Source organism: Bradyrhizobium sp. sGM-13 (assembly GCF_018398875.1).
Taxonomy (GTDB): Bacteria; Pseudomonadota; Alphaproteobacteria; order Rhizobiales; family Xanthobacteraceae; genus Bradyrhizobium.
In genome coordinates this window covers 13,256-35,986 of sequence record NZ_JAGWDK010000015.1, presented here as the reverse complement: position 1 = coordinate 35,986, position 22,731 = coordinate 13,256, and the positions used below count along the sequence as shown (strand labels likewise).

At 62.9% G+C, this 22,731-nt stretch carries 16 protein-coding genes and 2 riboswitches; of the genes, 8 read left to right on the top strand and 8 right to left on the bottom strand.

The window, feature by feature from the left end:
- Positions 1–95: 95 nt before the first annotated feature.
- The 4 genes from KJQ96_RS22575 (at position 96) to KJQ96_RS22560 (ending at position 6,733) form a co-directional block, all read left to right on the top strand.
- The gene (locus KJQ96_RS22575) at positions 96–740 is read left to right on the top strand and encodes a TerC family protein (RefSeq protein WP_213288728.1); all 645 of its coding nucleotides are present in this window, start codon (positions 96–98) and stop codon (positions 738–740) included.
- A 101-nt stretch (positions 741–841) separates the two neighbouring features.
- A complete protein-coding gene (locus KJQ96_RS22570) occupies positions 842–2,341 on the top strand; it encodes a sigma-54 dependent transcriptional regulator (protein WP_213288727.1) in 1,500 nt (499 codons plus the stop codon).
- A 360-nt stretch (positions 2,342–2,701) separates the two neighbouring features.
- Entirely contained in the window at positions 2,702–4,849 is a 2,148-nt protein-coding gene (locus KJQ96_RS22565) for a murein L,D-transpeptidase (RefSeq protein ID WP_213288726.1), read from the top strand.
- A 255-nt stretch (positions 4,850–5,104) separates the two neighbouring features.
- Complete coding sequence (locus KJQ96_RS22560; protein WP_213288725.1) at positions 5,105–6,733, top strand: DUF882 domain-containing protein; 1,629 nt, start codon at positions 5,105–5,107, stop codon at positions 6,731–6,733.
- 166 nt (positions 6,734–6,899) lie between these two features.
- Here KJQ96_RS22560 and KJQ96_RS22555 read toward each other — a convergent pair whose 3' ends face one another.
- Both KJQ96_RS22555 and KJQ96_RS22550 read right to left on the bottom strand, forming a co-directional pair.
- Positions 6,900–7,175, bottom strand: coding sequence for a DUF2312 domain-containing protein (locus tag KJQ96_RS22555; RefSeq protein WP_028351317.1), 276 nt, complete (start codon positions 7,173–7,175; stop codon positions 6,900–6,902).
- A 312-nt stretch (positions 7,176–7,487) separates the two neighbouring features.
- Positions 7,488–7,790, bottom strand: coding sequence for a DUF1244 domain-containing protein (locus KJQ96_RS22550; RefSeq protein ID WP_028351318.1), 303 nt, complete (start codon positions 7,788–7,790; stop codon positions 7,488–7,490).
- Positions 7,791–7,990: 200 nt separating this feature from the next.
- Here KJQ96_RS22550 and KJQ96_RS22545 point away from each other — a divergent pair, with 200 nt between their 5' ends.
- Entirely contained in the window at positions 7,991–8,569 is a 579-nt protein-coding gene (locus tag KJQ96_RS22545) for a DUF1036 domain-containing protein (RefSeq protein WP_213288724.1), read from the top strand.
- Positions 8,566–10,002 (top strand): pyruvate kinase, encoded by a 1,437-nt coding sequence (gene pyk, locus KJQ96_RS22540; RefSeq protein ID WP_213288723.1) that lies wholly within the window; start codon positions 8,566–8,568, stop codon positions 10,000–10,002. The genes KJQ96_RS22545 and pyk overlap by 4 nt, the downstream gene beginning before the upstream one ends.
- 153 nt (positions 10,003–10,155) lie before the next feature.
- Here the strand turns inward: pyk and KJQ96_RS22535 are convergent, their stop codons facing one another.
- The 5 genes from KJQ96_RS22535 to KJQ96_RS22515 all read right to left on the bottom strand — a co-directional run bounded on the left by KJQ96_RS22535 (position 10,156) and on the right by KJQ96_RS22515 (position 17,128).
- Positions 10,156–10,581 (bottom strand): OsmC family protein, encoded by a 426-nt coding sequence (locus KJQ96_RS22535; protein WP_213288722.1) that lies wholly within the window; start codon positions 10,579–10,581, stop codon positions 10,156–10,158.
- 104 nt (positions 10,582–10,685) lie between these two features.
- On the bottom strand, positions 10,686–11,360 hold the full coding sequence (locus KJQ96_RS22530) for a TetR/AcrR family transcriptional regulator (protein ID WP_065743132.1): 675 nt from the start codon (positions 11,358–11,360) through the stop codon (positions 10,686–10,688).
- Positions 11,361–11,603: 243 nt separating this feature from the next.
- On the bottom strand, positions 11,604–12,827 hold the full coding sequence (locus tag KJQ96_RS22525) for a glycosyltransferase family 87 protein (protein WP_213288721.1): 1,224 nt from the start codon (positions 12,825–12,827) through the stop codon (positions 11,604–11,606).
- Positions 12,828–13,065: 238 nt separating this feature from the next.
- Positions 13,066–14,196: a ribonucleotide-diphosphate reductase subunit beta gene (locus tag KJQ96_RS22520; protein WP_213288720.1), complete on the bottom strand. Its 1,131-nt coding sequence runs from the start codon at positions 14,194–14,196 to the stop codon at positions 13,066–13,068.
- Positions 14,197–14,221: 25 nt separating this feature from the next.
- Complete coding sequence (locus KJQ96_RS22515) at positions 14,222–17,128, bottom strand: ribonucleoside-diphosphate reductase subunit alpha (RefSeq protein ID WP_213288719.1); 2,907 nt, start codon at positions 17,126–17,128, stop codon at positions 14,222–14,224.
- Positions 17,129–17,242: 114 nt separating this feature from the next.
- A riboswitch (cobalamin riboswitch) is annotated at positions 17,243–17,461 on the bottom strand.
- A gap of 132 nt (positions 17,462–17,593) precedes the next feature.
- A riboswitch (cobalamin riboswitch) is annotated at positions 17,594–17,808 on the top strand.
- A 112-nt stretch (positions 17,809–17,920) separates the two neighbouring features.
- Here KJQ96_RS22515 and metE point away from each other — a divergent pair.
- Both metE and KJQ96_RS22505 read left to right on the top strand, forming a co-directional pair.
- Positions 17,921–20,278: a 5-methyltetrahydropteroyltriglutamate--homocysteine S-methyltransferase gene (gene metE / locus KJQ96_RS22510; RefSeq protein WP_213288718.1), complete on the top strand. Its 2,358-nt coding sequence runs from the start codon at positions 17,921–17,923 to the stop codon at positions 20,276–20,278.
- 148 nt (positions 20,279–20,426) lie between these two features.
- On the top strand, positions 20,427–20,627 hold the full coding sequence (locus KJQ96_RS22505) for a hypothetical protein (RefSeq protein ID WP_213288717.1): 201 nt from the start codon (positions 20,427–20,429) through the stop codon (positions 20,625–20,627).
- Between the two features lie 55 nt (positions 20,628–20,682).
- On the opposite strand, the gene ftsH is transcribed toward KJQ96_RS22505, so the two are convergent.
- Positions 20,683–22,605 (bottom strand): ATP-dependent zinc metalloprotease FtsH, encoded by a 1,923-nt coding sequence (ftsH, locus tag KJQ96_RS22500; protein WP_213288716.1) that lies wholly within the window; start codon positions 22,603–22,605, stop codon positions 20,683–20,685.
- Positions 22,606–22,731: the final 126 nt, after the last annotated feature.

The window sequence follows — 22,731 nt, the reverse complement described above, 5'->3', positions numbered from 1 at the left end:
GACTGCGTCGTTTTTTCTACGCGTCCAAGCCCGGGCCCCTCTGGCAGTTCAAGCGAACTGCGATGTCGGATTGGACCATTCACGGAGTGGCCCGCATGCTGGAACTAATCTCCTCAGACCACCTCACAGCGTTTTTCCAGGTCGTGATGATCGACCTGGTGCTCGCCGGCGACAATGCGATCGTCATCGGGCTTGCAGCCGCCGGACTGCCGGAGGGTCAGCGCAGAAAGGCGATTCTGATCGGCATATTGGCCGCCACGGGCCTACGCATCGGCTTCGCTTCCGTCACGGTTCAACTGCTCCAGATCATTGGTTTGCTGCTCGCCGGTGGCATTCTGCTGCTTTGGGTATGCTGGAAGATGTGGCGCGAGCTTCGTACGTCGCATCATCATGAACCGAAATTGCAGGATCTATCGGCCGCAAGTACGACCGATGAGTCAGCCACTGCGGGTCATCAAAAGACGCTTGGCCAGGCCATCTGGCAGATCACACTCGCCGACGTCTCGATGTCGCTCGATAACGTGCTCGCCGTCGCGGGCGCAGCGCGCGAGCATCCGATGATTCTGATTTTCGGCTTGGCGCTCTCCATCGCGCTGATGGGGTTTGCCGCCAACTTCATCGCGCGCCTGCTGGAGAAGCACCGCTGGATCGCCTATGTCGGCTTGGCCATCATACTCTATGTGGCTCTCGACATGTGCTATCGCGGCGCTTTGGAGGTGTGGCCACACCTCAGCGTCTAGCCGCTTCTCAACAACGCCGTTTTCAACGTTTAAGAGAACGTTAATCGGCTTCGGCGAAATTGCCCCGATTCGGTACAATAGAGTAGCGTGCGGGGAGAGCCATGGCTGCCACCATTTTGATTGCCGACGACGACGCCGTGCAGCGCCGTTTGGTTGAAAACATGGTGCAGAAATGCGGCTATGAGCCCCTGGTCGTCGACAGCGGCGATGCGGCCGTGGCCTTGCTGACTGCTCCAGATGCGCAGGCGATCGACGCGGTCGTGCTCGACCTCGTAATGCCCGGCCTCGACGGGCTCGGCGTGCTGGCAAAAATGCGCGAAGCAGGCCTGAGCATCCCCGTCATCGTGCAGACCGCGCATGGCGGCATCGACAATGTGGTTTCGGCGATGCGCGCCGGCGCGCAGGATTTCGTGGTCAAGCCAGTCGGCTTCGAACGGCTGCAGGTGTCGCTGCGCAACGCGCTCAACACCTCAGCGCTCAAGGGCGAATTGCAGCGCATCCGCCACAGCCGCGAGGGACGGCTGACCTTTGCCGACATCATCACACGCAGCGAAACCATGGCAGCCGTGCTGCACACCGCGCAGAAGGCGGCGGCTTCCAGCATTCCTGTTCTGATCGAAGGCGAATCCGGCGTCGGCAAGGAATTGTTTGCCCGCGCCATTCACGGTTCCGGCGAACGCAAGGCAAAACCCTTCGTCGCGGTCAATTGCGGCGCCATTCCCGACAATCTCGTGGAGTCGATCCTGTTCGGCCATGAGAAGGGCGCCTTCACCGGCGCCACCGAACGGCACATGGGCAAGTTCGTCGAAGCTTCCGGCGGCACGCTGTTTCTCGACGAAGTCGGCGAGCTCCCGCTCGCGGCGCAAGTAAAGCTTTTGCGCGCGCTGCAGGAAGGAACCGTCGAGGCGGTCGGGGGCCGCAAGCCGGTGAAGGTCGATGTCCGTATCGTTTCCGCGACCAACCGCAAGCTGCTTGATCTCGTGAAGAGCGGCGCGTTCCGCGAGGACCTGTTCTACCGGCTGCACGTGCTGCCGCTGACCATCCCGCCGCTGCGGATGCGGCGCGAAGACATCCCGCATCTGCTGCGGCATTTCCTGGCGCGCTTTGCCGCCGAGGAGAACCGCACCATCACCGGCATCAGCGGCGAGGCCGTGACCCATCTCGCGCAGCTCGATTGGCCCGGCAACATCCGCCAACTCGAAAACACGGTGTACCGCGCCGTCGTCATGAGCGAGAGCGATCAGCTCGGCCTGTCTGATTTCCCGCAAGTCCTCGGCCAGGGCGTACCGGACGGCCAGATAACGCACAGCGAGCCGCTGGTCGTCGCGCCGTCGACGGCGCCTGCCATGGTTTCGGGTAGCGAAATACCAATTGCCCCGCTCGCCACCGCCGGCAACCTTTCGATGCTGACCCCCACCGGCGAGGTGCGGCCGCTCGAAGACATGGAAAACGAGATCATCCGTTTCGCGATCTCGCATTATCGCGGCCAGATGTCGGAAGTCGCGCGCCGACTCAAGATCGGCCGTTCCACGCTCTATCGTAAGCTCGATGAAGCTGCCGCCAACGACCCGGCCGAAGGTGGCGCGCAGGACGCTAGTTGAGACGCGAGCAACGGGCGCTTACGCGATTACGGCGCCCGCGTGGCAAAGATCGTGGCGAACCAAGGACATCGGTCGTTCGGAAGCTTTTGAACCGTGGCTTGGCGGTGACAGACAAATGACGGGTGTCGTGGCAAAACCGCGTGACCCGAATGCAAACGGGTAGTTTGAGGTCAGTTTGTCGTGAGTGGTCCCGCATGGCGCTGGCTGCATGAAAGGGGCACATGTATCGTCTGCGTTTGAATCGTGGCGTGCAGGCGTACGACAGAGAAACCGACCGAAGCCGGCGCTTTCCCGCGCAAGCTATGAACCATACCAACGACTGTTCCATGCCGGGGCAGTTTCGCCCAAGGGGGTGTGACGATGCGTGACTGTTCGAATCGTGCAGGATTTGACCGCGTGCTGATGGCCGTCGCGGCAACCTTCCTCACGGTATCAGCGACCTCAGCACTGGCGGCGCCGTCGGATACGCCGCGCGCCAGTGCCGCCGAACTCGCGATCGACGCAGCAATTCCCCGTCCCGAGCCCGCCAACGTTCCGCCTCCCACCATCGGCGATTTCAAGATGGACTCGACCAGCGCAGTGCCCGATGCGGCCAAGGCCACAGAGAAGCCGGTCGAACCGGGGACGGCCCCGAAGGCGGCTGAACCCAAGACGGATATCAAGCCGACGGAGAACGTCACCGCGCCAGCGGTCAAGCCGAGCGACGCCGCCACAACCACGCCTCCGGCTGCGACAGCCACCGCGCCCGCCCCCGAACCTGCCAAGGAGCCTGTGAAGGTCAGCACCGTCGCGCCGGCCGACCAGCCGGTCGCCGACCGGTTGCGCGACATGCTCGGCGCCAAATCGCTGCGCTATTTCGACCGCAAGAACGAGCGCGCTGCCGTCGAGAAGTTCTACTCGACGCGGGACTATGCGCCGCAATGGACGCAAGCCGGCAAATTGACCGACAGCGGCAAGGGCGTGATCGCCCGCCTGAAGGACGCCGCCGCCGAAGGCCTCAATCCGGCCGACTATCCGGTACCGGATTTTGCCGCCGCCACTTCGCCGGACCAGCTCGCCGAAGCCGAACTGAAACTGACTGCGAGCATGCTCGACTATGCACGGCAGGCCCAGAGCGGCCGGATGCACTGGTCGCAGGTCGCTGCCGACATTCAGTACCCCGAGCACCCGACCGATCCGGCCGAAGTGCTCGCCAACATCTCGACTGCCAAGGACGCTTCCGCGGCGCTCGACGGCTACAACCCGCCGCACAAGCTCTACAAGGATCTGAAGGCCAAGCTCGCCGAGCTGCGCGGCCAGGGCGACGGACCGATGATCCACATCGCCGAGGGTCCGGCGCTGGCGTACAAGGCGGCCACCAAGAAGCAGGGTGAGGTCGCGCCGGAGGACCCGCGCGTGCCGCAACTGCGCGCCAAGCTCGGCGTCGCCGAAAATCCCGACGGCACACATTACGACGCGAAAGTTGCTGCCGCCGTACGCAAATTCCAGGAGAGCGTTGATCTCAAGCCGACCGGCGTGCTTGACGACCGCACGGTGAAGGCGATCAACAGCCCGAAGCGCGACCGGCAGATCGACATCGTCCTCGTCAATCTGGAGCGCTTGCGCTGGCTGCCACGCCAACTCGGCGCTGCCTCGCTCGGCAATGCCTATGTCATTCTCAATGTGCCCGACTTCACGCTAAAGGTGATGCAGAACGGGGCCCCGGTGTGGACCACCCGCGTGGTGACCGGAAAGCCGGGAAAGCACGCCACGCCGATGCTGACGGAGACGATGAAGTTCATCACCGTCAACCCGACCTGGAATGTGCCGCCGTCGATCATCTACAACGAATATCTGCCGGCCCTGCAGCAGGATCCGACCGTGCTGGATCGCATGGGTCTGAGGCTTGAGCGGCGCCGCGACGGCAGCATCCACATTTCGCAGCCGCCCGGTGAAGCCAATGCGCTCGGCCGCATCCGCTTCAACTTCCCGAACAAGTTCCTGGTCTATCAGCACGACACCCCGGACAAGCATCTGTTCGCGAAGGAAGAACGCGCCTTCAGCCATGGCTGCATGCGCGTGCAGAATCCGGATCAATACGCCTCGACCCTGCTCAACATCACGATGCCGAACGAGCGCTATACGCCGGAAAAGATCCGCAGCATGTACGGCCGCAGCGAGATCGACCTGAAATTCCCGACGCCGATCCCGGTCAACATCACCTACCAGACCGCTTTCGTGGACGACGCCGGCAAGCTGCAGATCCGCAAGGACATCTATGGCCGCGACGCTGCGATGATCGCCCTGCTCAAGAACAGCCGCAGCAGGGATTTGGAGGCCATGGTTGCCCATGCGCAGCCGAGCTATTCGCGCCCGGCCGGCTCGAGCCTGCCGGCCGGCGTCAACTTCGCCAGCGACAACAGCTTTTCCTCCGGCCCATCATTCTTCGAGCGCCTGTTCGGCGGTCCGTCGCCCATGACGCCGCCGGCACCGATCGGCCGGCGACCGCAACCGCGGTTCACCCGGTAATCCGGAGCACGACCGCCTGAGGGCTGAATTTTCGAACGAAATCAACAATCTCTCCTCGCCGGAGAGATTGTTTACGTTAACCACCATCCATCCGGATTCGACACCGGGCACTTTTTCGCCACAGTCAACGCGTTAGGTTAAGGCTTACTTGGGGGCAGGACGGTAAACCTCGGTTAACCCTCCTGCTTTAAGAAAGCGTTCACCGTCTTTTGCTGGGGGTCTGCAAAAGAAACACCGTGAACGCTCGTCGACTGGGTGGGCTCATACGTGCTGGCTGGTTTCGCGCGCCAATTCAATCCGCTTGCTCTGCCAAAGGCCGGATGTCGGATCGGCTTGACGTCGCTTTTGCTGCTGGCCGGCGCCGGCACAGTGCATGATGCGACGGCGCTGAACGAAACCCGCACGCTCTCGTTCCACCATACCCATTCCGGCGAAGATCTCACCGTCACCTTCAAGCGCGACGGGCGCTACGACGAAGAGGCGCTGAAGAAGCTCAATCATTTCCTTCGCGACTGGCGCAGCCAGGACTCCACCACGATGGATCGGCACCTGTTCGATATCATCTGGGAAGTCTACCGCGACGTCGACGGCAAGAAGCCGATCCAAGTCATCTCCGCCTATCGCTCCCCCGCTACCAACTCCATGCTCCGCCGCCGCTCCTCCGGCGTGGCGCGTTTCAGCCAGCACATGCTCGGCCACGCAATGGACTTCTACATCCCGGACGTGCCGCTGGAGCAGATCCGCGCCGCCGGTCTCCGCTTGCAGCGCGGCGGCGTCGGCTTCTACCCGACCTCCGGATCGCCTTTCGTTCACCTCGATACCGGCAGCGTTCGTCACTGGCCGCGCATGACCCACGATCAGCTTGCCAGGGTATTCCCGGACGGACGCACAGTGCACCTGCCGTCCAATGGCGGTCCGATGAAGGGCTATGAACTGGCCCGCGCCGACATCGAACGCCGCGGCAATGGCGACAGTGCCGCAACCATCAAGATGCCGAACCTGTTCGCGGCGCTGTTCAGGGGCGGCAAGTCGACTGAAGAGGATGACGAGGCTGCCAGCGCCCCCGTCAAGAACGAGAAGCCTGCACCGAACAGTGTGGCTGCTGTGAAAACCGCCGAACCGGTCCCGACCCCGCGCGCAAAGCCGGTCGGTGCGACGATCCAGCTCGCCTCGGCCGACGCCCAGATCGTGTCGGCGCCCAAAGCTCGAGCCGAGCCCAAGCCTGAGACGAAACAGGTTGCGCAGGCGTCCGCCGACAAGGCCGAGCCGAGGCCGCAAACGCCGGCCGATATCATCAATTCCCGCGGTTTCTGGGACGACGTACCGACCGCGGCGAACCAGGCAACCCCTGCGCAGGTCGCGGCCCTCCGCGCCCGCCAGGCGCTCGCCGCCGCCACCGATCCGCAGCCGACCGCCACCGTCAGCGACGCGTTCGCCAAGGCAATGGCCTATGCGCCGGCCGCTTCTTCGCCGCTCGATCGCTCCAACATCGTCGCCGCCTCCGCAGCTATCCCGCGCCCCGCCCGTCCGGCGCGTAACTCCGGCGCCGCTGCGACCGAAATCAACACCGTTGTCGCCAAAGGCACCCAGGGTCAGGACAGCGTGGTCGCCACCTCGACCCGCCTTGCCGCCGCACAGGGCAACAATATCTGGATGCGGGTGGTGATGCTGGCGCCGAGTGCCAGCAGCGCGATGTCGACGACCGTGCTCGGCGACACCGAGATGACCCAGATGCGCGCCCACTTCGTCAAGCCGCAGGCCGCGGTCTCCATGACTTTCTCGGAAGATCCGATGATGGGCATGACCTGCGATCGCTTCACCGGATCGGCAACCGTGCAACTGCCGACGCAGTCGTTCGTGCTGCGCACCGCCGCGCTTCGCTAGACGCTCCGTTTCCGCAAATTCCGTCGTCCTCGCGGAACGCGAGGACCCATAACCACAAGCGTGCGCCTTAGAGCCGGCTGTGGCCACAGCTTTGCGCAACATTACCATTTGTGATTATGGATCCTGGCTCGCGCTCACTTGGTTCGCTTGGCCAGGACGACGGAACTCAGAGCATTCCGAGCGCCTGCATGTAGGTTTCCAAAATGGTTTCCTGCTCGGCGCGCTCGTTGGCATCCTGCTTGCGCATCCGCACGATGGTACGCAGCGCCTTGGTGTCGAAACCGTTGCCCTTGGCTTCGGCATAGACGTCACGGATGTCGTCGGAGATCGTCTTCTTTTCTTCTTCCAGACGCTCGATGCGCTCGATGATGGCCTTGAGCTGGTCTTTGGCGAATCTTGTCGCTGGCTCGTCCTGGACGGCTGCGGCGGCGGAGGTGGCCATCGGGTACTCCTGAGTGGAACTGATGGTGATGCTCGAAGATCAAGCGCCGCACGCGTTACCGCACGGCGCTTTTCGCAGATGACCCTCAAGATCGGGGGGCCTCGCGTCAAGGCAGCATCGCGCTCATCCACAGCGCGCCCACAGGAGATGAGGGATCAATCAGTATCGCGCGTCATTCCGGGATGGTGCGTAAGCACCAGACCTCAGATGCGCGATTGCGCATCGGGGAATCTCGAGATTCTCAGGTGCGCAATTGCGCACCATAGTTCGATGCTACCCTTCGCCTCGGAATGACGGAGGGGTTTGAAGGGATCAATGCCCGGGATGAACCTTCTTCATCGCGGCTAGCTGCTCGGGCGTAGCGGTGCCCTGATATTTCGCCTTCCACTCCTCATAGGGCATGCCGTAGACGGCCTCGCGGCTCTCGTCCTTGCTGACGGCGACCCCCTTGGCGTCGGCCTCTTCCTTCATCCAGTTGGACAGGCAGTTACGGCAGAAGCCGGCCAGATTCATCAGATCGATGTTCTGAACGTCGGTGCGGGCACGCAGGTGGCCGACCAGACGCCGGAAAACGGCGGCTTCCAGTTCTGTTCTGGTTTTGTCGTCAATCGTCATGGTCTTGCATCCCGCGTCACATGTGCCGAGCATATTGATATCAGGTGGGAATTGTCACAGATTTTGCCATATCTGCGCGCAAAATTGGCAACCTCACAAGGAGCCCCGGTTTCCCATAGCGCGGGAAAGGCGTTCCCCTGCCGTTGACAGGCCCCGCCGGGTCACGCGAAATCGTCAATGATTTAATATAGCTTCGCTGCATGATCGGAAAAGATTCGCGCTGCTTGTCTCCTCTCCCCGCTCGCGTGACCGCCGCCGGCCTTGCGCCGCTGCTTGCGGTGGCGTGTCTGTGGAGCAGTCCAGCGGCGGCCGATTTCCGGCTCTGCAACAACACGTCGAGCCGGGTCGGCATCGCGCTGGGCTACAAGGATGCCGAGGGCTGGACTACTGAAGGCTGGTGGAACGTGTCGTCACGCAGTTGCGAGACACTGCTGCGCGGAACTCTTGTTGCGCGCTACTATTACATCTACGCGCTCGACTACGACCGCGGCGGCGAATGGTCGGGGCAGGCCTTCATGTGTTCGCGTGACAAGGAATTCACCATCAAGGGTACCGAGAACTGCCTGGCGCGTGGCTATGACCGCACCGGGTTCTTCGAGGTCGATACAGGCGAACAGCGAGCGTGGACCGTGCAATTGACAGAAGCCAACGAGCAGCCAGCGCAGCGCGTGCCGGGAATTCCAGGAACAATGGGACCGGGGGGCCCCGGCGGGGTTCCCGGCCTGTCCAATCCGCCGGGCGGACCGGGTTTGCCGCCAGCCCCGGCGCCCAAGCAATGAGACGGCTCCGTCGCATCAAGATTCTCGCAACCCTCGGCCCGGCATCGTCCGACAGCGCGATGATCCGGAAGCTGTTCGAGGCCGGTGCGGACGTGTTCCGCATCAACATGAGCCACACGCCGCACGATAAGATGCGCGAGCTCGTCAATACCATCCGCAATGTCGAGAGCAGCTACGGCCGTCCGATCGGCATCCTCGTCGACCTGCAGGGACCGAAGCTGCGGCTCGGCGCGTTCACCGAAGGTTCGACCCAGTTGAAGAACGGCCAGAGCTTTGTACTCGATTCCGACAAAGCGCCGGGAGACAACAACCGCGTGCAGTTGCCGCATCCGGAAATCCTCGCAGCACTTCGGCCGGGCCACGCTCTGCTGCTCGACGACGGCAAGGTGCGGCTGATCGCCGAGGAAACCACGTCCGAACGCGCGGTAACGCGCGTGGTGATCGGCGGCAAGATGTCGGACCGCAAGGGCGTCAGCCTGCCCGATACCGACCTGCCGGTGTCGGCGATGACGCCGAAGGATCGGGCCGATCTCGAAGCAGCCTTGGTGACCGGTGTCGACTGGATCGCGCTCTCCTTCGTGCAGCGCGCCGAGGACGTCCATGAAGCCAAGCGGATGATCCGCGGCCGCGCGGCTGTCATGGCCAAGATCGAAAAGCCGCAGGCGATCGACCGGCTCGCAGAGATCATCGATGCTTCCGACGCGCTGATGGTGGCGCGCGGCGATCTCGGCGTCGAGCTGCCGCTGGAGCGGGTGCCGAGCCTGCAGAAACAGATGACGCGGATGGCGCGTCGCGCCGGCAAGCCGGTGGTGATCGCAACCCAGATGCTGGAATCGATGATCCAGGCGCCGGTGCCTACGCGCGCCGAAGTCTCCGACGTCGCGACCGCTGTTTATGAAGGTGCCGACGCCATCATGCTTTCAGCGGAGTCCGCTGCCGGCAAATTCCCGGTCGAGGCAGTTTCGACCATGAATCGCATCGGCGAAGAGGTGGAGCGCGATCCGACCTATCGCTCGGTGCTGTCGGCACAGCGGGCCGAACCGGAGAATACGGTCGGCGACGCCATCGCGGACGCCGCGCGGCAGATCGCCGAGACGCTGGAATTATCCGCGGTCATCTGCTGGACCTCGTCGGGCTCCACGGCGATCCGTGTGGCCCGCGAGCGGCCGAAACTGCCGGTGGTGGCGATCACGCCGAACCTTGCGACCGGCCGCAAATTGTCGGTCGTCTGGGGTGTGCATTGCGTGGTGGCGGAAGATGCGCACGACCAGGACGACATGGTCGATCGCGCCGGCTCGATCGCGTTCCGTGACGGCTTCGCCAACGCAGGCCAGCGCGTGATCATCGTCGCCGGCGTGCCGCTTCGCATCCCCGGCACCACCAACATGGTGCGGATCGCCACTGTCGGTGGGGAAGGCAAGCCCGACAAGTGATGGCGCGTGGGTGATAGCGCGGCCATCAGCTCTCACCGCCCTTCCGGGGCGCGCGCGAACCCGACAATCCAGAGCTTGTGGCGCGAGAGATTCTCAGGTGCGCAATTGCGCACCATAGTTCACCGCTTCGCGCCGCCCCGGAATGACGGAGAACTACTGCAGCTTCGCGTCCAGCGTGATCTTCGTGTTCAGAAGTTTCGAAATCGGGCAGCCCTCCTTGGCCTTACCCGCCAGCTCCTGAAATTTCGTGTCCTCAGCGCCCGGAATTTTCGCATTCAGCGTCAGATGAATCGAGGTGACGGCGAAACCATCGCCCTGTTTTTCCAGCGTCACGTCGGCCTTGGTTTCCATGTGCTCGGCGGTTAGCTTGGCTTCACCCAGAATCAGCGACAGCGCCATGGTGAAGCACGCGGCGTGCGCCGCGCCGATCAGCTCTTCCGGATTGGAGCCGGCTTTGCCCTCGAAGCGGCTCAAGAAGCCGTAAGGATAATCATTCAGCGCGCCGCTCTTGGTCGAGATCGCGCCCTTGCCGTCCTTGATGCCGCCCTGCCATTTGGCGGACCCTGATGTCGTGCTCATCGCATGCTCCTGATCGCGGGTTGGACCGTCGATAAGCCGGAGCGTGGCAAATGGTTGCGACACAAATGGTTGCGAAAAGGGCGCGTCGCAAAGGCGGGAAGTTCCTAGGCCCCGACCAGCGCCTTGGCCGGCAGCACCGCCTGCACCACGAGGCCGCGGGCGCGGGCGTCCATCACGCCGACGGCGCGGAGCGCCAAGAGCGTCACCGTTTGCACGGCGTCGCGCAGCTTCGCGGGGTCGTCCAGATTCTCGGGCGCCAGCGGGCCAACCAGCGATTCATGCAGCGCACCGAGCAGTGCGGTGGCGGCGAGCGCGGTATCCTGCGCCGGCAGATGGCCGGCACGCACCGCGGCGTCAATTCTGGCAGCGATCTCGCCGGAGATTTCGCGGCGGCTGGCAAGCCGCGACACCGAGACGTCGACATCGACAGGTTCGGCCAGAATGCCCCAGGCAAGCTTGCGCTGCGACAGCACATGCACGGCAACCGTGGTGACGGCGGCGGCAAGCGCCGACGACGGCCCCGGCGCCGCATCCGCCGCGCGGCGGATCGCGGCCAGCTCATCCCGCGAGACCTCGGCGATCAGTTCTGAAATCAGTTCGGCCTTGGAGGGGAAGTAACGATAGACGGTGCCGGCCGCCACATTGGCGCGAACCGCAACCGGGGCGATCTGCACCGCCGCCATGCCGCCTTCGGCCGCAGCATCCCGCGCCGCCGCCAGGATGGCGCTACGCCGCGCCGCCAGCCGCTTTACGACCTGATGGGTTCGCCGATAGACCATGGCGCGTTTTCCGTCCCCGGCGCGCCCTCGAGCCCCGCGGAGCCTCCCAGAACGCGCACACCTTCAATGTCTTGAGCGATAAGAAGGGCTATCGCTTTGAAGAAGTGAACAACTATTCACGGCTGATGACAAGACGGTTTTGCAACGCGGATCGGAAGAGGTTTTGCCGGCGGGGCTTGCGAACCATTAACAAGCGCTGGCCAGTTAGCATGCGCCGAGTTGGGCGGCCTCACGTCGGGCCGTTCACGCGCCTGCCGCAGCCAATGCCGGCGCCGTCTCGCGCCGCCACCACGGACCGGCGCGGCGAAGGACCAGACCGCCGACGATCACCGTGGCGCCGAGTCCCGTTGGAATACCGGTGAACATATAGCACACGATGAGAGCGACGGTGGCGCCCAACGCCGGAAGCTCGTAGGGGCGAAAGCCAGTCTGCAATCCAATGCGGACCAGGAAGGCGATCGGGATCGCCAACACCATCATGTCGTACATGAAAAGATAGGGCGTGGTCAGCAGCGTGCCCGCGGCAAGCGCTGCCGCCTTCAAGGTGTAGGGCACGCGGCTTCGCCACATCAGCGCCACCACCACGGCAACGGAGGCGGTGAGAACCCACTGGAATGCCCAGCCGAGCGGCTCGCTGCCGCCGAAGTAACGCACCAGCGAGAAAACGCTCTGCAGCTTCCACCATGTGGCTTTGCCCTCGGTCAGGAAAGCTTGCGAGAATCTCGGCATCCAGTGGAAGAACGCCAGCCAGCTTTCGATGCCGAACGCAAGCCATGAGGCAAAGGCCAGCACGATCGCCGTGATACTGGCGCTGATGAACACCCGCCACTGGCCGGCTGCGATCAACGCGATTGGAAACAGCAGCCCGTATTGCGGCTTGTAGGTCAACAGCCCGAGGCAAATGCCTGCGAGAGCCGGCCGAACCGGAATCAAATACACCGTGCCGCCGATCAGCGCCGCGGTGAGGAAGCCGTTCTGTCCGACCAGCGCATTGATGAACGCCATCGGAATGGCAAGCGCGAGCAGATAGCCGAAGGGGTGGCCGACGATCGCACGTATTGCGACAAGGAAGGGTAAGAAGCTGATTATGACCCAGCCGATAAAGGCTAACTGATAAGGAAGCCGCGCCAGCAACGATGCGACGAACAGAAACGGCGGCGGATAGTGCCAGGCAAAATAGCCGACGAAATCCTTACCGAGCTTGGCAACCTCGATCTGCTTCTGGATGTCCCAGTCATAGGCCTGCGCCGGAAAGCCATCGAGCACCAGACGGCCGGCCGCCCAGACGTTGATGAAGTCAGCCGGAATACCGAGGCCGTTGGTATCGTACACCCACCAGTGCGAGAAATACGCCGCTCCGCAAAGGCTCACATTTGCAACCGCCAGTAACAAGCAGACCCTGACGAGCCATTCGGGAACTGGAGCTTGGTCGCAGTTGGGTTTGGGGGTGGAAAGAGAGGCGGTCATGCGCGGTCCTTGCCTGGGCGCGCCCTGTCCGCACGCGCACATCCTCAAGCATTAAGCCGGACTGAATTGAGGAAATCTTAAGTTTTCGGACGCAAGCGGCGGGATTTTACGTCGTCCCCCATAACCACCGGTGCTAGTTATTTACAAAGAGCGTCCACCCGAGTGCCTCATTGCGAAATCACGCGGTATGGGTCCCCGCGTGCGCGGGGACGACGAGCGGAGAGAGCATCCGCTTCCCCTACTCCCAGCTCAGCGCACCGCCGTTCTGGTACTCGATCACGCGCGTCTCGAAGAAATTCTTCTCCTTCTTCAGGTCCATCGCTTCCGACATCCAGGGAAACGGATTCTCGGCCTCGTCGAACACCCGCTGCAGCCCGAGCTGCGCGCAGCGGCGATTGGCGATGAAGTGCATGTAGCTCTCGCACAGCACCGCATTCAGCCCGAGAAATCCGCGCGGCATGGTGTCTCGCCCGTAGGCCGCTTCCAGTTCGGCCGCCTCGCGCAGCATGGCGCGGACTTCATCCTGGAACGCCTTGGTCCATAGATGCGGGTTTTCGATCTTGATCTGGTTGATGACATCGATGCCGAAATTCAGGTGAATGGATTCATCGCGCAGGATGTACTGGTACTGCTCGGCGATGCCGACCATTTTGTTGCGGCGGCCGAGCGAGAGGATCTGCGCGAAGCCCGTATAGAACCACATGCCTTCGAATATGACGTAGAAGGCGACAAGATCGCGCAGGAACGCCTGATCGGCTTGCGGCGTCCCGGTCTTGAAATCGGGATCGTCGAGATGCTGCGTGTGCTTGAGCGCCCAGGCTGCCTTGTCGGTAATCGACGGCACCTCGCGATACATGTTGAACAACTCGCCCTCGTCCAACCCTAAGCTTTCGACGATGTATTGAAAGGTGTGGGTATGAACCGCCTCCTCGAAGGATTGCCGCAGCAGATACTGCCGGCACTCGGGATTGGTCAGATGGCGGTAGATCGCCAGCACGATATTGTTGGCGACCAGGCTTTCGGAAGCGGCGAAGAAGCCGAGATTGCGCTTGATGGCGCGGCGCTCGTCTTCCGTCAGCCCGTCGCGCGATTTCCATAGCGCGATGTCGGCCTGCATGGAAATTTCGGTAGGCATCCAGTGATTGCTGCAGCCGGCGAGGTATTTCTCCCAGGCCCATTTGTACTTCAGCGGCAGCAATTGATTGACGTCGGCGCGGCAGTTGATCATCCGCTTGTCGTCGACAGATACGCGTCCGCCGCGACGATCTATCATGCCGAGGCCGGTTCGTTCGGCCTGGGCAACGGATTGCACCATCAAAGGCGGCGGCGTCTGACGCGGAGATGCGGATGGTTCGGACCAGTCGAGCATTGTTGTTTCCTTTTGTTCTTGCTGCTTACTGGCAGGCTTCGCATTCGGGATTATCGATCGAGCACGCCACCGCACCGGTTAAATCCGGCGCGGTGGCGGCTGGCGCGACGATGATGGGGGCTGGAGCCATCATCGCCGCGGACGCGACGCTGTTGAGCTTGCCGTCGGTCCCCCGGAGCGTGGACTTTTCGACATGCGTCGCGCTGCGCGAGCGCAGGTAATAGGTTGTCTTCAACCCGCGCGCCCACGCCAGCCGATAGAGCGCATCGAGCTTCTTGCCGCTAGGGTTGGCGATATAGAGGTTGAGCGACTGCGACTGGTCGATCCATTTCTGCCGCCGCGACGCCGCGTCGATCAGCCAGGCGCTGTCGATCTCGAACGCGGTGGCATAGAGCGCCTTGAGATCGTCGGGAATGCGATCGATGGCCCCTAAGCTGCCGTCGAAATATTTGAGGTCGTTGACCATCACCTCGTCCCACAGTCCGCGCGCCTTGAGGTCGCGTACCAGGAATTCGTTCACCACGGTGAAGTCGCCGGACATGTTGGACTTGACATAGAGGTTCTGGTAGGCGGGCTCGATCGACTGCGCGACGCCGCAGATATTGGAAATCGTCGCGGTCGGCGCGATCGCCATCACGTTCGAATTGCGCATGCCGGTCGCCTTGACGCGCTCCCGCAGACGATCCCAATCGAGCGTCATGCCGCGGTCCATCGCGAGACTGCCGCGGGCTTCCGCCAATAGTTCGATCGAATCGATCGGCAAGATGCCGCGGCTCCACAGCGAGCCATCGAACGACGGATAGCGTCCGCGCTCGGCCGCCAGATCGACCGAGGCCGAGATGGCGTAATAGGAGATCATCTCCATGCTGGTATCGGCGAACGTCACCGCCGCATCGGAGGCCATCACGATCCGCATCGCCTGCAGCGCATCCTGGAAGCCCATCAGCCCGAGACCGACCGGGCGGTGCCGCAGGTTCGAACGCCGCGCTTCGGGGATCGTGTAGAAATTGATGTCGATGACATTGTCGAGCATCCGCATTGCCGTCGTCACACTGCGTTGCAGCCGCGCCTCGTTTAGCCGGCCCTCCCGCACGTGATTGAGCAGGTTGATCGAGCCGAGATTGCAGACGGCGGTCTCGTCGTCCGACGTATTGAGCGTGATTTCCGTGCAGAGATTTGAGGAATGAATCACGCCGGCATGGCGCTGCGGCGAGCGCAGATTGCAGGGATCCTTGAACGTGATCCAGGGATGCCCGGTCTCGAACAGCATGGTCAGCATCCTGCGCCACAGATCCGTGGCGCGGATCTGCTTGAAGACGCGGATCTCGCCCCGCGCCGCCTTTGCTTCGTAAGCCGCATAACGCTCGACAAATGCCTTGCCGTAGAGGTCATGCAGATCGGGCGTCTCGTCCGGCGAGAACAGCGTCCATTCGCCGTCGGCCTCGACGCGCTGCATGAACAGGTCGGGCACCCAGTTCGCGGTGTTCATGTCATGGGTGCGGCGGCGGTCGTCGCCGGTGTTCTTGCGCAGGTCCAAGAATTCCTCGATGTCGATGTGCCAGGTTTCGAGATAGGCGCAGACCGCGCCCTTTCGCTTGCCGCCCTGGTTGACGGCGATCGCGGTGTCATTGGCCACCTTCAGAAACGGCACCACGCCCTGGCTTTCGCCATTGGTGCCCTTGATGTGCGCGCCGAGCCCACGCACGCGGGTCCAGTCGTTGCCGAGCCCGCCGGAATATTTTGCGAGCAGCGCATTATCCTTGACCGACTTGAAGATGCCGTCGAGATCGTCCGCGATGGTGGTGAGGAAGCAGGACGACAATTGCGGCCGCAGCGTGCCGGAGTTGAACAGCGTCGGGGTCGAGGCCATGAAGTCGAACGACGATAGGAGATCGTAGAACTCGATGGCGCGCGCCTCGCGGTCGATCTCACGGACGGCGAGCCCCATCGCGACGCGCATGAAGAACGCCTGCGGCAGCTCGATACGGTTGCCGTGCACATGCAGGAAATAGCGGTCGTACAGCGTCTGCAGACCCAGGAATTGGAATGCCAGGTCGCGCTCCGGCTTCAGCGCCGCGGCAAGCTTTTTCAGGTCGAAGCGCGCCAGATCGGGATCGAGCAGCTCGGCCTTGATGCCGGCCTTGATGTAGGCTGGAAAGTACTCGCCGTAGCGCTCGGCCATCTCGGCCTGCGACGCGCTGGTCGGCGTATCATGCACGAAAGACAGCACTTCGGTGCGCAGCTTGTCGAGCAAGAGCCGCGCGCTGACATAGGCGTAGTTCGGCTCCTGCTCCACCAGCGTGCGCGCGGCCATCACCGACGCCAGCGCCAGTTCGTCCTCGCTGATGCCGTCATAGAGATTGCGCTGTGTCTCCGCGAGCACCGCCGTGGCGCCGACGCCCTCGAGACCGGCGCAGGCTTCTTCGATGATCAACGTCAGCCGCCCGATATCGAGCGGGACCTGCGCGCCACTGGCCAGCGTGACACGTAACGAGGGCTTCCCCGATGGCTGCGCGGCCTTGGCCACGTCCTGTCCGGCACGCTGGCGCGTGCGTTCCTCGCGATAGAGCACATAGGCGCGCGCGACCTTGTGGTGCTCGCTGCGCATCAAGGCAAGCTCGACCTGGTCCTGCACGTCCTCGATATGAAAGGTGCGGCCCTCGCTCATCCGGCGCGACAGCGCGCCGACGACGTCCGAGGTCAGTTGCTCGACGATTTCATGCACGCGGCGGGAGGCCGCCGCGCCATGTCCCTCGACCGCCAGAAACGCCTTGGTCATCGCGACCGAAATCTTGCTCGCGTCGAATTTCGAAACCGTGCCGTTGCGGCGAATCACCTGCATCGGCGGCTGCGCTTCCGAGGCGGCAGGCGATTCGGGGCGCAGACGAATGAATGGAGCGGCGTTGGCTTCGCGATTGAGAGAGAGTGACATCAAGAGACCCCGTGATGGTGTTGGGGCCGGATGTCAGAGGACGCTACAGCTTTAGCCCACGCGAAAACGCGGACATGAATCTGCGAGCGCCGCCGGGACACCCCGCCCTTGGACGTTTTTTTTCGGTGTCGCGGCAGGTCTCCTGGCTCGCAGGTCGCAATTATCCCCGTGTCTTCCCAATGCGGTGCCGCATCAGTGACGTTAGATTCGGAAACAACTCACTGCTTACAGTTGCGGGGGCAGCGCCGGATTTTCGCAGCTTTCGCGATACACCGGCTTCCCTCTTAGCCACCATGTGTTGGGCCATGGCGGACCGTGACGGCTACATCTGGTGCTATTCGCATCCGGCTGTCAATGGGGCGAGCGGGCGATGTTCAAGAATTTCGGCGACGGAACCCGCGGCTGTGAACAACAATGACAACGCGCCGGTGAATGTCGCCGAGTTGACGTGCCCGCCGCGTTGCCGATAAGTGGACCCGTCGTGGTTCTTCGGGAGACGTTCTTCCGAAGCTAAGAGGGAAGCCGGTGCGGCCGAAAAGCCAAAGCCGGAGCTGCCCCCGCAACTGTAAGCGGCGAGCCGCTGTCCAACAAAGTCACTGAGACCTCACGAGGTTTCGGGAAGGCCGGACAGCAGCATTGACCCGCGAGCCAGGAGACCTGCCTCGACAACATACACGTCCTCGGGCGGGGTGTCCCGGTGGTGCGGTTGCGATTTTCCGCGCGCGCTCTGCCGTTCGCGAAAATCCAGACGTGTCACTTCGGCCTTTGCCCCCAACTTTTGGGGTTAAGCCAATGTCTTCTTCCACCATCTCCACTTCTTCACTTCCCGTTGCCTCCCTCGGAACGCCGCGCATCGGTCCGCGCCGCGAGCTGAAATTCGCGCTAGAGAGTTTCTGGTCCGGCGCAACCGACGAGAAGGCGCTGATAGAAACCGGCGTCGGGCTTCGCGCTGCCAACTGGGCGCGCCAGAAAAAACTCGGCGTTAGCGTGATCCCGTCGAACGATTTCTCGTTCTACGACCAGGTGCTCGACACATCCGTGATGGTCGGCGCAATCCCGGAAATCTATCGCTGGAACGGCGGGCCGGTCTCGCTTGCGACTTACTTCGCGATGGCCCGCGGCGCGCAAGGCAGGCCGCATGAGGCGAGCTGCGGCCATGCCGGTCACGGGCGTGACGATGCGCACGGCGTGCCGGCGCTCGAGATGACAAAATGGTTTGACACCAACTACCACTACATGGTGCCCGAGCTGGCGAAGGATCAGCAGTTCACCCTCGCCTCGCGTAAGCCGATCGAGGAGTACGAGGAAGCGAAAGCGCTGGGCTATCAAACCCGCCCCGTGCTGGTCGGCCCCGTCACGTTTCTCAAACTCGCCAAGAGCAAGGATGCCGGTTTCAATCCGCTGTCCCTGCTTGATCGCTTGCTGCCGGTTTACATCGAGGTACTGCGCGAACTTGCCTATCGGGGCGCGGAATGGGTACAGATCGACGAGCCGTGTCTCGTGCTCGACCTCGATATCGTCGCCCGGCAGGCGCTACATTACGCCTATGCGGAGATCGCGAGCGCAGTGCCTCAGCTCAAGATAATGCTGACGACCTATTTCGGCGGTCTCGGCGCCAACCGCGACACCGCGCTATCCCTGCCCGTCGCCGGCCTGCATCTCGACCTCGTGCGCGCGCCGGAGCAGATCGACGAGCTTGCAGGCTTCCCTGATAACCGCGTGCTGTCGCTCGGAATCATCGATGGCCGTAACATCTGGCGCGCGGATTTGAGCCGGCTTCTCGACCGGCTCGAGCCCGCAATCGCCAAATTCGGCAAGCATCGTGTGCAGATCGCCCCCTCCTGCTCGCTACTGCATGTCCCGATCGATCTGGCGCTGGAGACCGGGCTCGATCCCGAAATCAAGAGCTGGCTCGCGTTTTCGATACAGAAGCTCGAGGAACTGGCCACGCTCGGAACGGCACTCGCCGATAGCCGCAGAGCAGTCGAAGCCAACCTGAAGGCATCAGACCAGGCGGCGACCTCCCGCAAGGCCTCGCCGCGCATTCACGATGCGAAGGTCGCGGCACGCGTTGCCGGCATCAATGAACCGATGCGCTTCCGCTCCAACATCTTCGCTAAACGCGCCACCGTTCAGCGCGAGCGCTTCAACCTGCCGGCGTTCCCAACCACGACCATCGGCTCCTTCCCGCAAACCGCCGACGTCAGGAATGCCCGCTCCGCTCACGCCAAGGGCGCCCTCACGGACGAAGCCTATAAGCTCTATCTGCAGAACCAGACCGCCCGCACCGTGCGCTGGCAGGAAAATATCGGGCTCGACGTGCTCGTGCATGGCGAGTTCGAGCGCAACGACATGGTGCAGTATTTCGGTGAACAGCTCGCGGGCTTCGTTTTCACCACGCACGGCTGGGTGCAATCCTACGGATCGCGCTACGTTCGCCCGCCGGTCTTGTTCGGCGATGTCTCTCGGCCGAAGCCGATGACGGTCGAGTGGTGGCAATATGCCCAGTCGCTGACGAAGAAGCCGATGAAGGCGATGCTCACTGGGCCCGTCACCATCCTGAACTGGTCGTTTGTCCGCGACGACATTCCACGCAGCGAAGCCTGCCGGCAGATCGCGCTCGCGATCCGCGACGAGGTTACAGATCTCGAAGCTGCCGGCGCCGGCATGATCCAGATCGACGAGGCAGCGCTGCGGGAGGGCCTGCCGCTGCGCAAATCCGAATGGCAGGCCTATCTGGACTGGGCCGTCGACGCCTTCCGCCTCTGTTCGTCCGGCGTGCGCGACGAGACGCAGATCCATACCCACATGTGCTACTCGGAGTTCAACGACATTATCGGCGCGATCGGCGCGATGGACGCCGACGTGATCTCGATCGAGACCTCGCGTTCGAAGATGGAGCTGCTCGATGCGTTCAGGGATTACCGCTATCCGAACGAAATCGGCCCCGGCGTCTACGACATCCATTCGCCGCGGGTGCCCGAGATCGGCGAAATGACCGGCCTGCTCAAGCTGGCGCGAGAGCGGCTCAGCGACACCCAGCTTTGGATCAATCCGGATTGCGGATTGAAGACGCGCAAATGGGAGGAGGTCCGCCCCGCGCTCGCCAACATGGTCGCCGCGGCCCGCGAATTGCGGGCCACGGTGTAGCGCGAAATTGCTGCCGCGTAGGGTGGGCAAAGGCGCGCTTAGCGCCGTGCCCACCATTTCTCCGAAATCTTCGAAGTGATGGTGGGCACGCTTCGCTTTGCCCAAACTACAGCTTTATGATCACGGCGGCAGATCGAAGGAGACCGCAATGCGCTTCTGGATTCAATGCACGAGGTTCGAGACGGGGCAGCCCATCCATATCAACATCGCGCTCGTCGGCAGCATGTCGCGCGACGGCGAGCGCACCGTGCTGGCTTTTGTCGGCGGCGATGGGCAGACCATCGAGGTGATGGAGACGCCGGAACACATTCTGGCTGTACACCTCGGAGCACCAGCCGCGGCGCCTTAGCACAAAAAAACGCGGCGTCACCGCCGCGTTTTCGTTGTTCAGAATTGAGCGCCGCTTACGCCTGGGGCTGCGGCTCCAGACCGGGGTCCGGATCGGGACGCGGGCGCGGCTTGCCGGCGGGCGGCACGGCGGAAGCACGCGGTGTGCTCGGCTCCAAGACCGACTCGCGGTTGGGCTTCTTGCCCTTCAAGAGGTCGATGATCTCGTCGCCCGTGAGCGTTTCGAATTCGAGCAGGCCCTTGGCCAGCGTCTCGAGATCATCACGCTTCTCGGTGAGAATTCGCGTCGCCTCGTTGTAGCCTTCCTCGACCAGCCGCTTGATCTCCTTGTCGATCTTCTGGACGGTCGCTTCCGAGGCATTTTGCGTGCGCGACACCGACATGCCCAGAAACACTTCGTCCTGGTTTTCGCCATAGGACACGGTGCCGAGCTCTTCCGACAGGCCCCAGCGCGTCACCATCATACGCGCCAGCCGCGTCGCCTGCTCGATGTCGGAGGCGGCGCCCGAGGTGACCTTCTCGCGGCCGAAGATCAGTTCTTCCGCGACGCGGCCGCCCATCATGATGGCGAGCCGCGAGGTCATCTGCTCCAGCGACATCGACAGCTTGTCGCGTTCGGGAAGCTGCATCACCATGCCCAACGCGCGGCCGCGCGGGATGATCGTCGCCTTGTGGATCGGATCGGTCGCGACGACATTGAGGCCGACGATGGCATGGCCGCCCTCGTGATAGGCCGTCAAGAGCTTCTCTTCCTCGGTCATGACGAGCGACTTGCGCTCGGCGCCCATCATCACCTTGTCTTTTGCCTCTTCGAACTCGGCCTGCGTCACCATGCGCTTGTTGCGGCGGGCAGCCGTCAGCGCGGCCTCGTTGACGAGGTTCATCAGGTCGGCGCCGGAGAAGCCCGGGGTGCCGCGCGCGATGGTCTTCAGGTTGATATCGGGCGCCAGCGGCACCTTGCGAACGTGAACTTTCAGGATCTGCTCGCGGCCGACGACATCCGGGTTCGGCACCACCACCTGGCGGTCGAAACGGCCGGGACGCAGCAGCGCGGGATCCAGCACGTCGGGCCGGTTGGTCGCGGCGATCAGGATCACGCCTTCATTGGCTTCAAAACCGTCCATCTCGACCAGCAACTGGTTGAGCGTCTGTTCGCGCTCGTCGTTGCCGCCGCCCAAGCCCGCGCCGCGATGACGGCCGACCGCGTCGATTTCGTCGATGAAGATGATGCAGGGCGCATTCTTCTTCGCCTGCTCGAACATGTCGCGGACGCGACTTGCGCCGACGCCGACGAACATTTCGACGAAGTCAGAACCGGAAATGGTGAAGAACGGCACGTTGGCTTCGCCCGCGACCGCACGCGCGATGAGCGTCTTGCCGGTTCCGGGAGGGCCGACCAGCAGCACGCCGCGCGGAATCCGTCCGCCGAGGCGCTGGAATTTTCCGGGGTCGCGCAGGAACTCTACGATCTCCTGCAGGTCCTGCTTGGCTTCGTCGACACCCGCGACGTCTTCAAAAGTGACGCGGCCATGGGCCTCCGTCAGCATCTTGGCGCGCGACTTGCCAAAGCCCATCGCCTTGCCGGCGCCGCCCTGCATCTGGCGCGACAGGAAGATCCAGACGCCGATCAGCGCAATGAAGGGCAGCCAGGAAACGAGCAGCGACACGAACCACGGTACGTTATCGCCAGGCGGCTTGGCGGTGATCGAGACCTTGCCGTCATAGAGACGCTTCACCAGCGTCGGATCATTCGGTGCATAGGTCTGGAACGAGGATCCGTTGGTAAAGGTGCCGTGGATTTCCGGCCCCTGGATCACGACGTCGCGCACGCGGTTCTGATCGACCTCGCTCAACAACTGCGAAAACGTGATGTCCTGCGAGGACGCGCGCTGACCCGGGTTCTGGAAAAGCGTGAACAATGCCAACAGCAGCAAGACAATGATGACCCAGAGGGCGAAGTTGCGCAGATTGGCGTTCATTGATCTTCCTTCGTGGTCGCGCGGATCGCGGCCCTATGTCCTTGGTAGTAACCCTAGAATATTCCTTGGGTAGTGAGGCGAGAATCCCCGGTCCACTGCACCCAATCTAGGTGGCGCCCGGGTCAA

Bases quoted from the DNA above. Each gene is read 5' to 3' on its own strand.
- KJQ96_RS22575 (WP_213288728.1), top strand. From the start codon at position 96: ATGCTGGAACTAATCTCCTCAGACCACCTCACAGCGTTTTTCCAGGTC.
- KJQ96_RS22570 (WP_213288727.1), top strand. From the start codon at position 842: ATGGCTGCCACCATTTTGATTGCCGACGACGACGCCGTGCAGCGCCGT.
- KJQ96_RS22565 (WP_213288726.1), top strand. From the start codon at position 2,702: ATGCGTGACTGTTCGAATCGTGCAGGATTTGACCGCGTGCTGATGGCC.
- KJQ96_RS22555 (WP_028351317.1), bottom strand. From the start codon at position 7,175: ATGGCCACCTCCGCCGCCGCAGCCGTCCAGGACGAGCCAGCGACAAGA.
- KJQ96_RS22550 (WP_028351318.1), bottom strand. From the start codon at position 7,790: ATGACGATTGACGACAAAACCAGAACAGAACTGGAAGCCGCCGTTTTC.
- KJQ96_RS22545 (WP_213288724.1), top strand. From the start codon at position 7,991: ATGATCGGAAAAGATTCGCGCTGCTTGTCTCCTCTCCCCGCTCGCGTG.
- pyk (WP_213288723.1), top strand. From the start codon at position 8,566: ATGAGACGGCTCCGTCGCATCAAGATTCTCGCAACCCTCGGCCCGGCA.
- KJQ96_RS22535 (WP_213288722.1), bottom strand. From the start codon at position 10,581: ATGAGCACGACATCAGGGTCCGCCAAATGGCAGGGCGGCATCAAGGAC.
- KJQ96_RS22530 (WP_065743132.1), bottom strand. From the start codon at position 11,360: ATGGTCTATCGGCGAACCCATCAGGTCGTAAAGCGGCTGGCGGCGCGG.
- KJQ96_RS22525 (WP_213288721.1), bottom strand. From the start codon at position 12,827: ATGACCGCCTCTCTTTCCACCCCCAAACCCAACTGCGACCAAGCTCCA.
- KJQ96_RS22520 (WP_213288720.1), bottom strand. From the start codon at position 14,196: ATGCTCGACTGGTCCGAACCATCCGCATCTCCGCGTCAGACGCCGCCG.
- KJQ96_RS22515 (WP_213288719.1), bottom strand. From the start codon at position 17,128: ATGTCACTCTCTCTCAATCGCGAAGCCAACGCCGCTCCATTCATTCGT.
- metE (WP_213288718.1), top strand. From the start codon at position 17,921: ATGTCTTCTTCCACCATCTCCACTTCTTCACTTCCCGTTGCCTCCCTC.
- KJQ96_RS22505 (WP_213288717.1), top strand. From the start codon at position 20,427: ATGCGCTTCTGGATTCAATGCACGAGGTTCGAGACGGGGCAGCCCATC.
- ftsH (WP_213288716.1), bottom strand. From the start codon at position 22,605: ATGAACGCCAATCTGCGCAACTTCGCCCTCTGGGTCATCATTGTCTTG.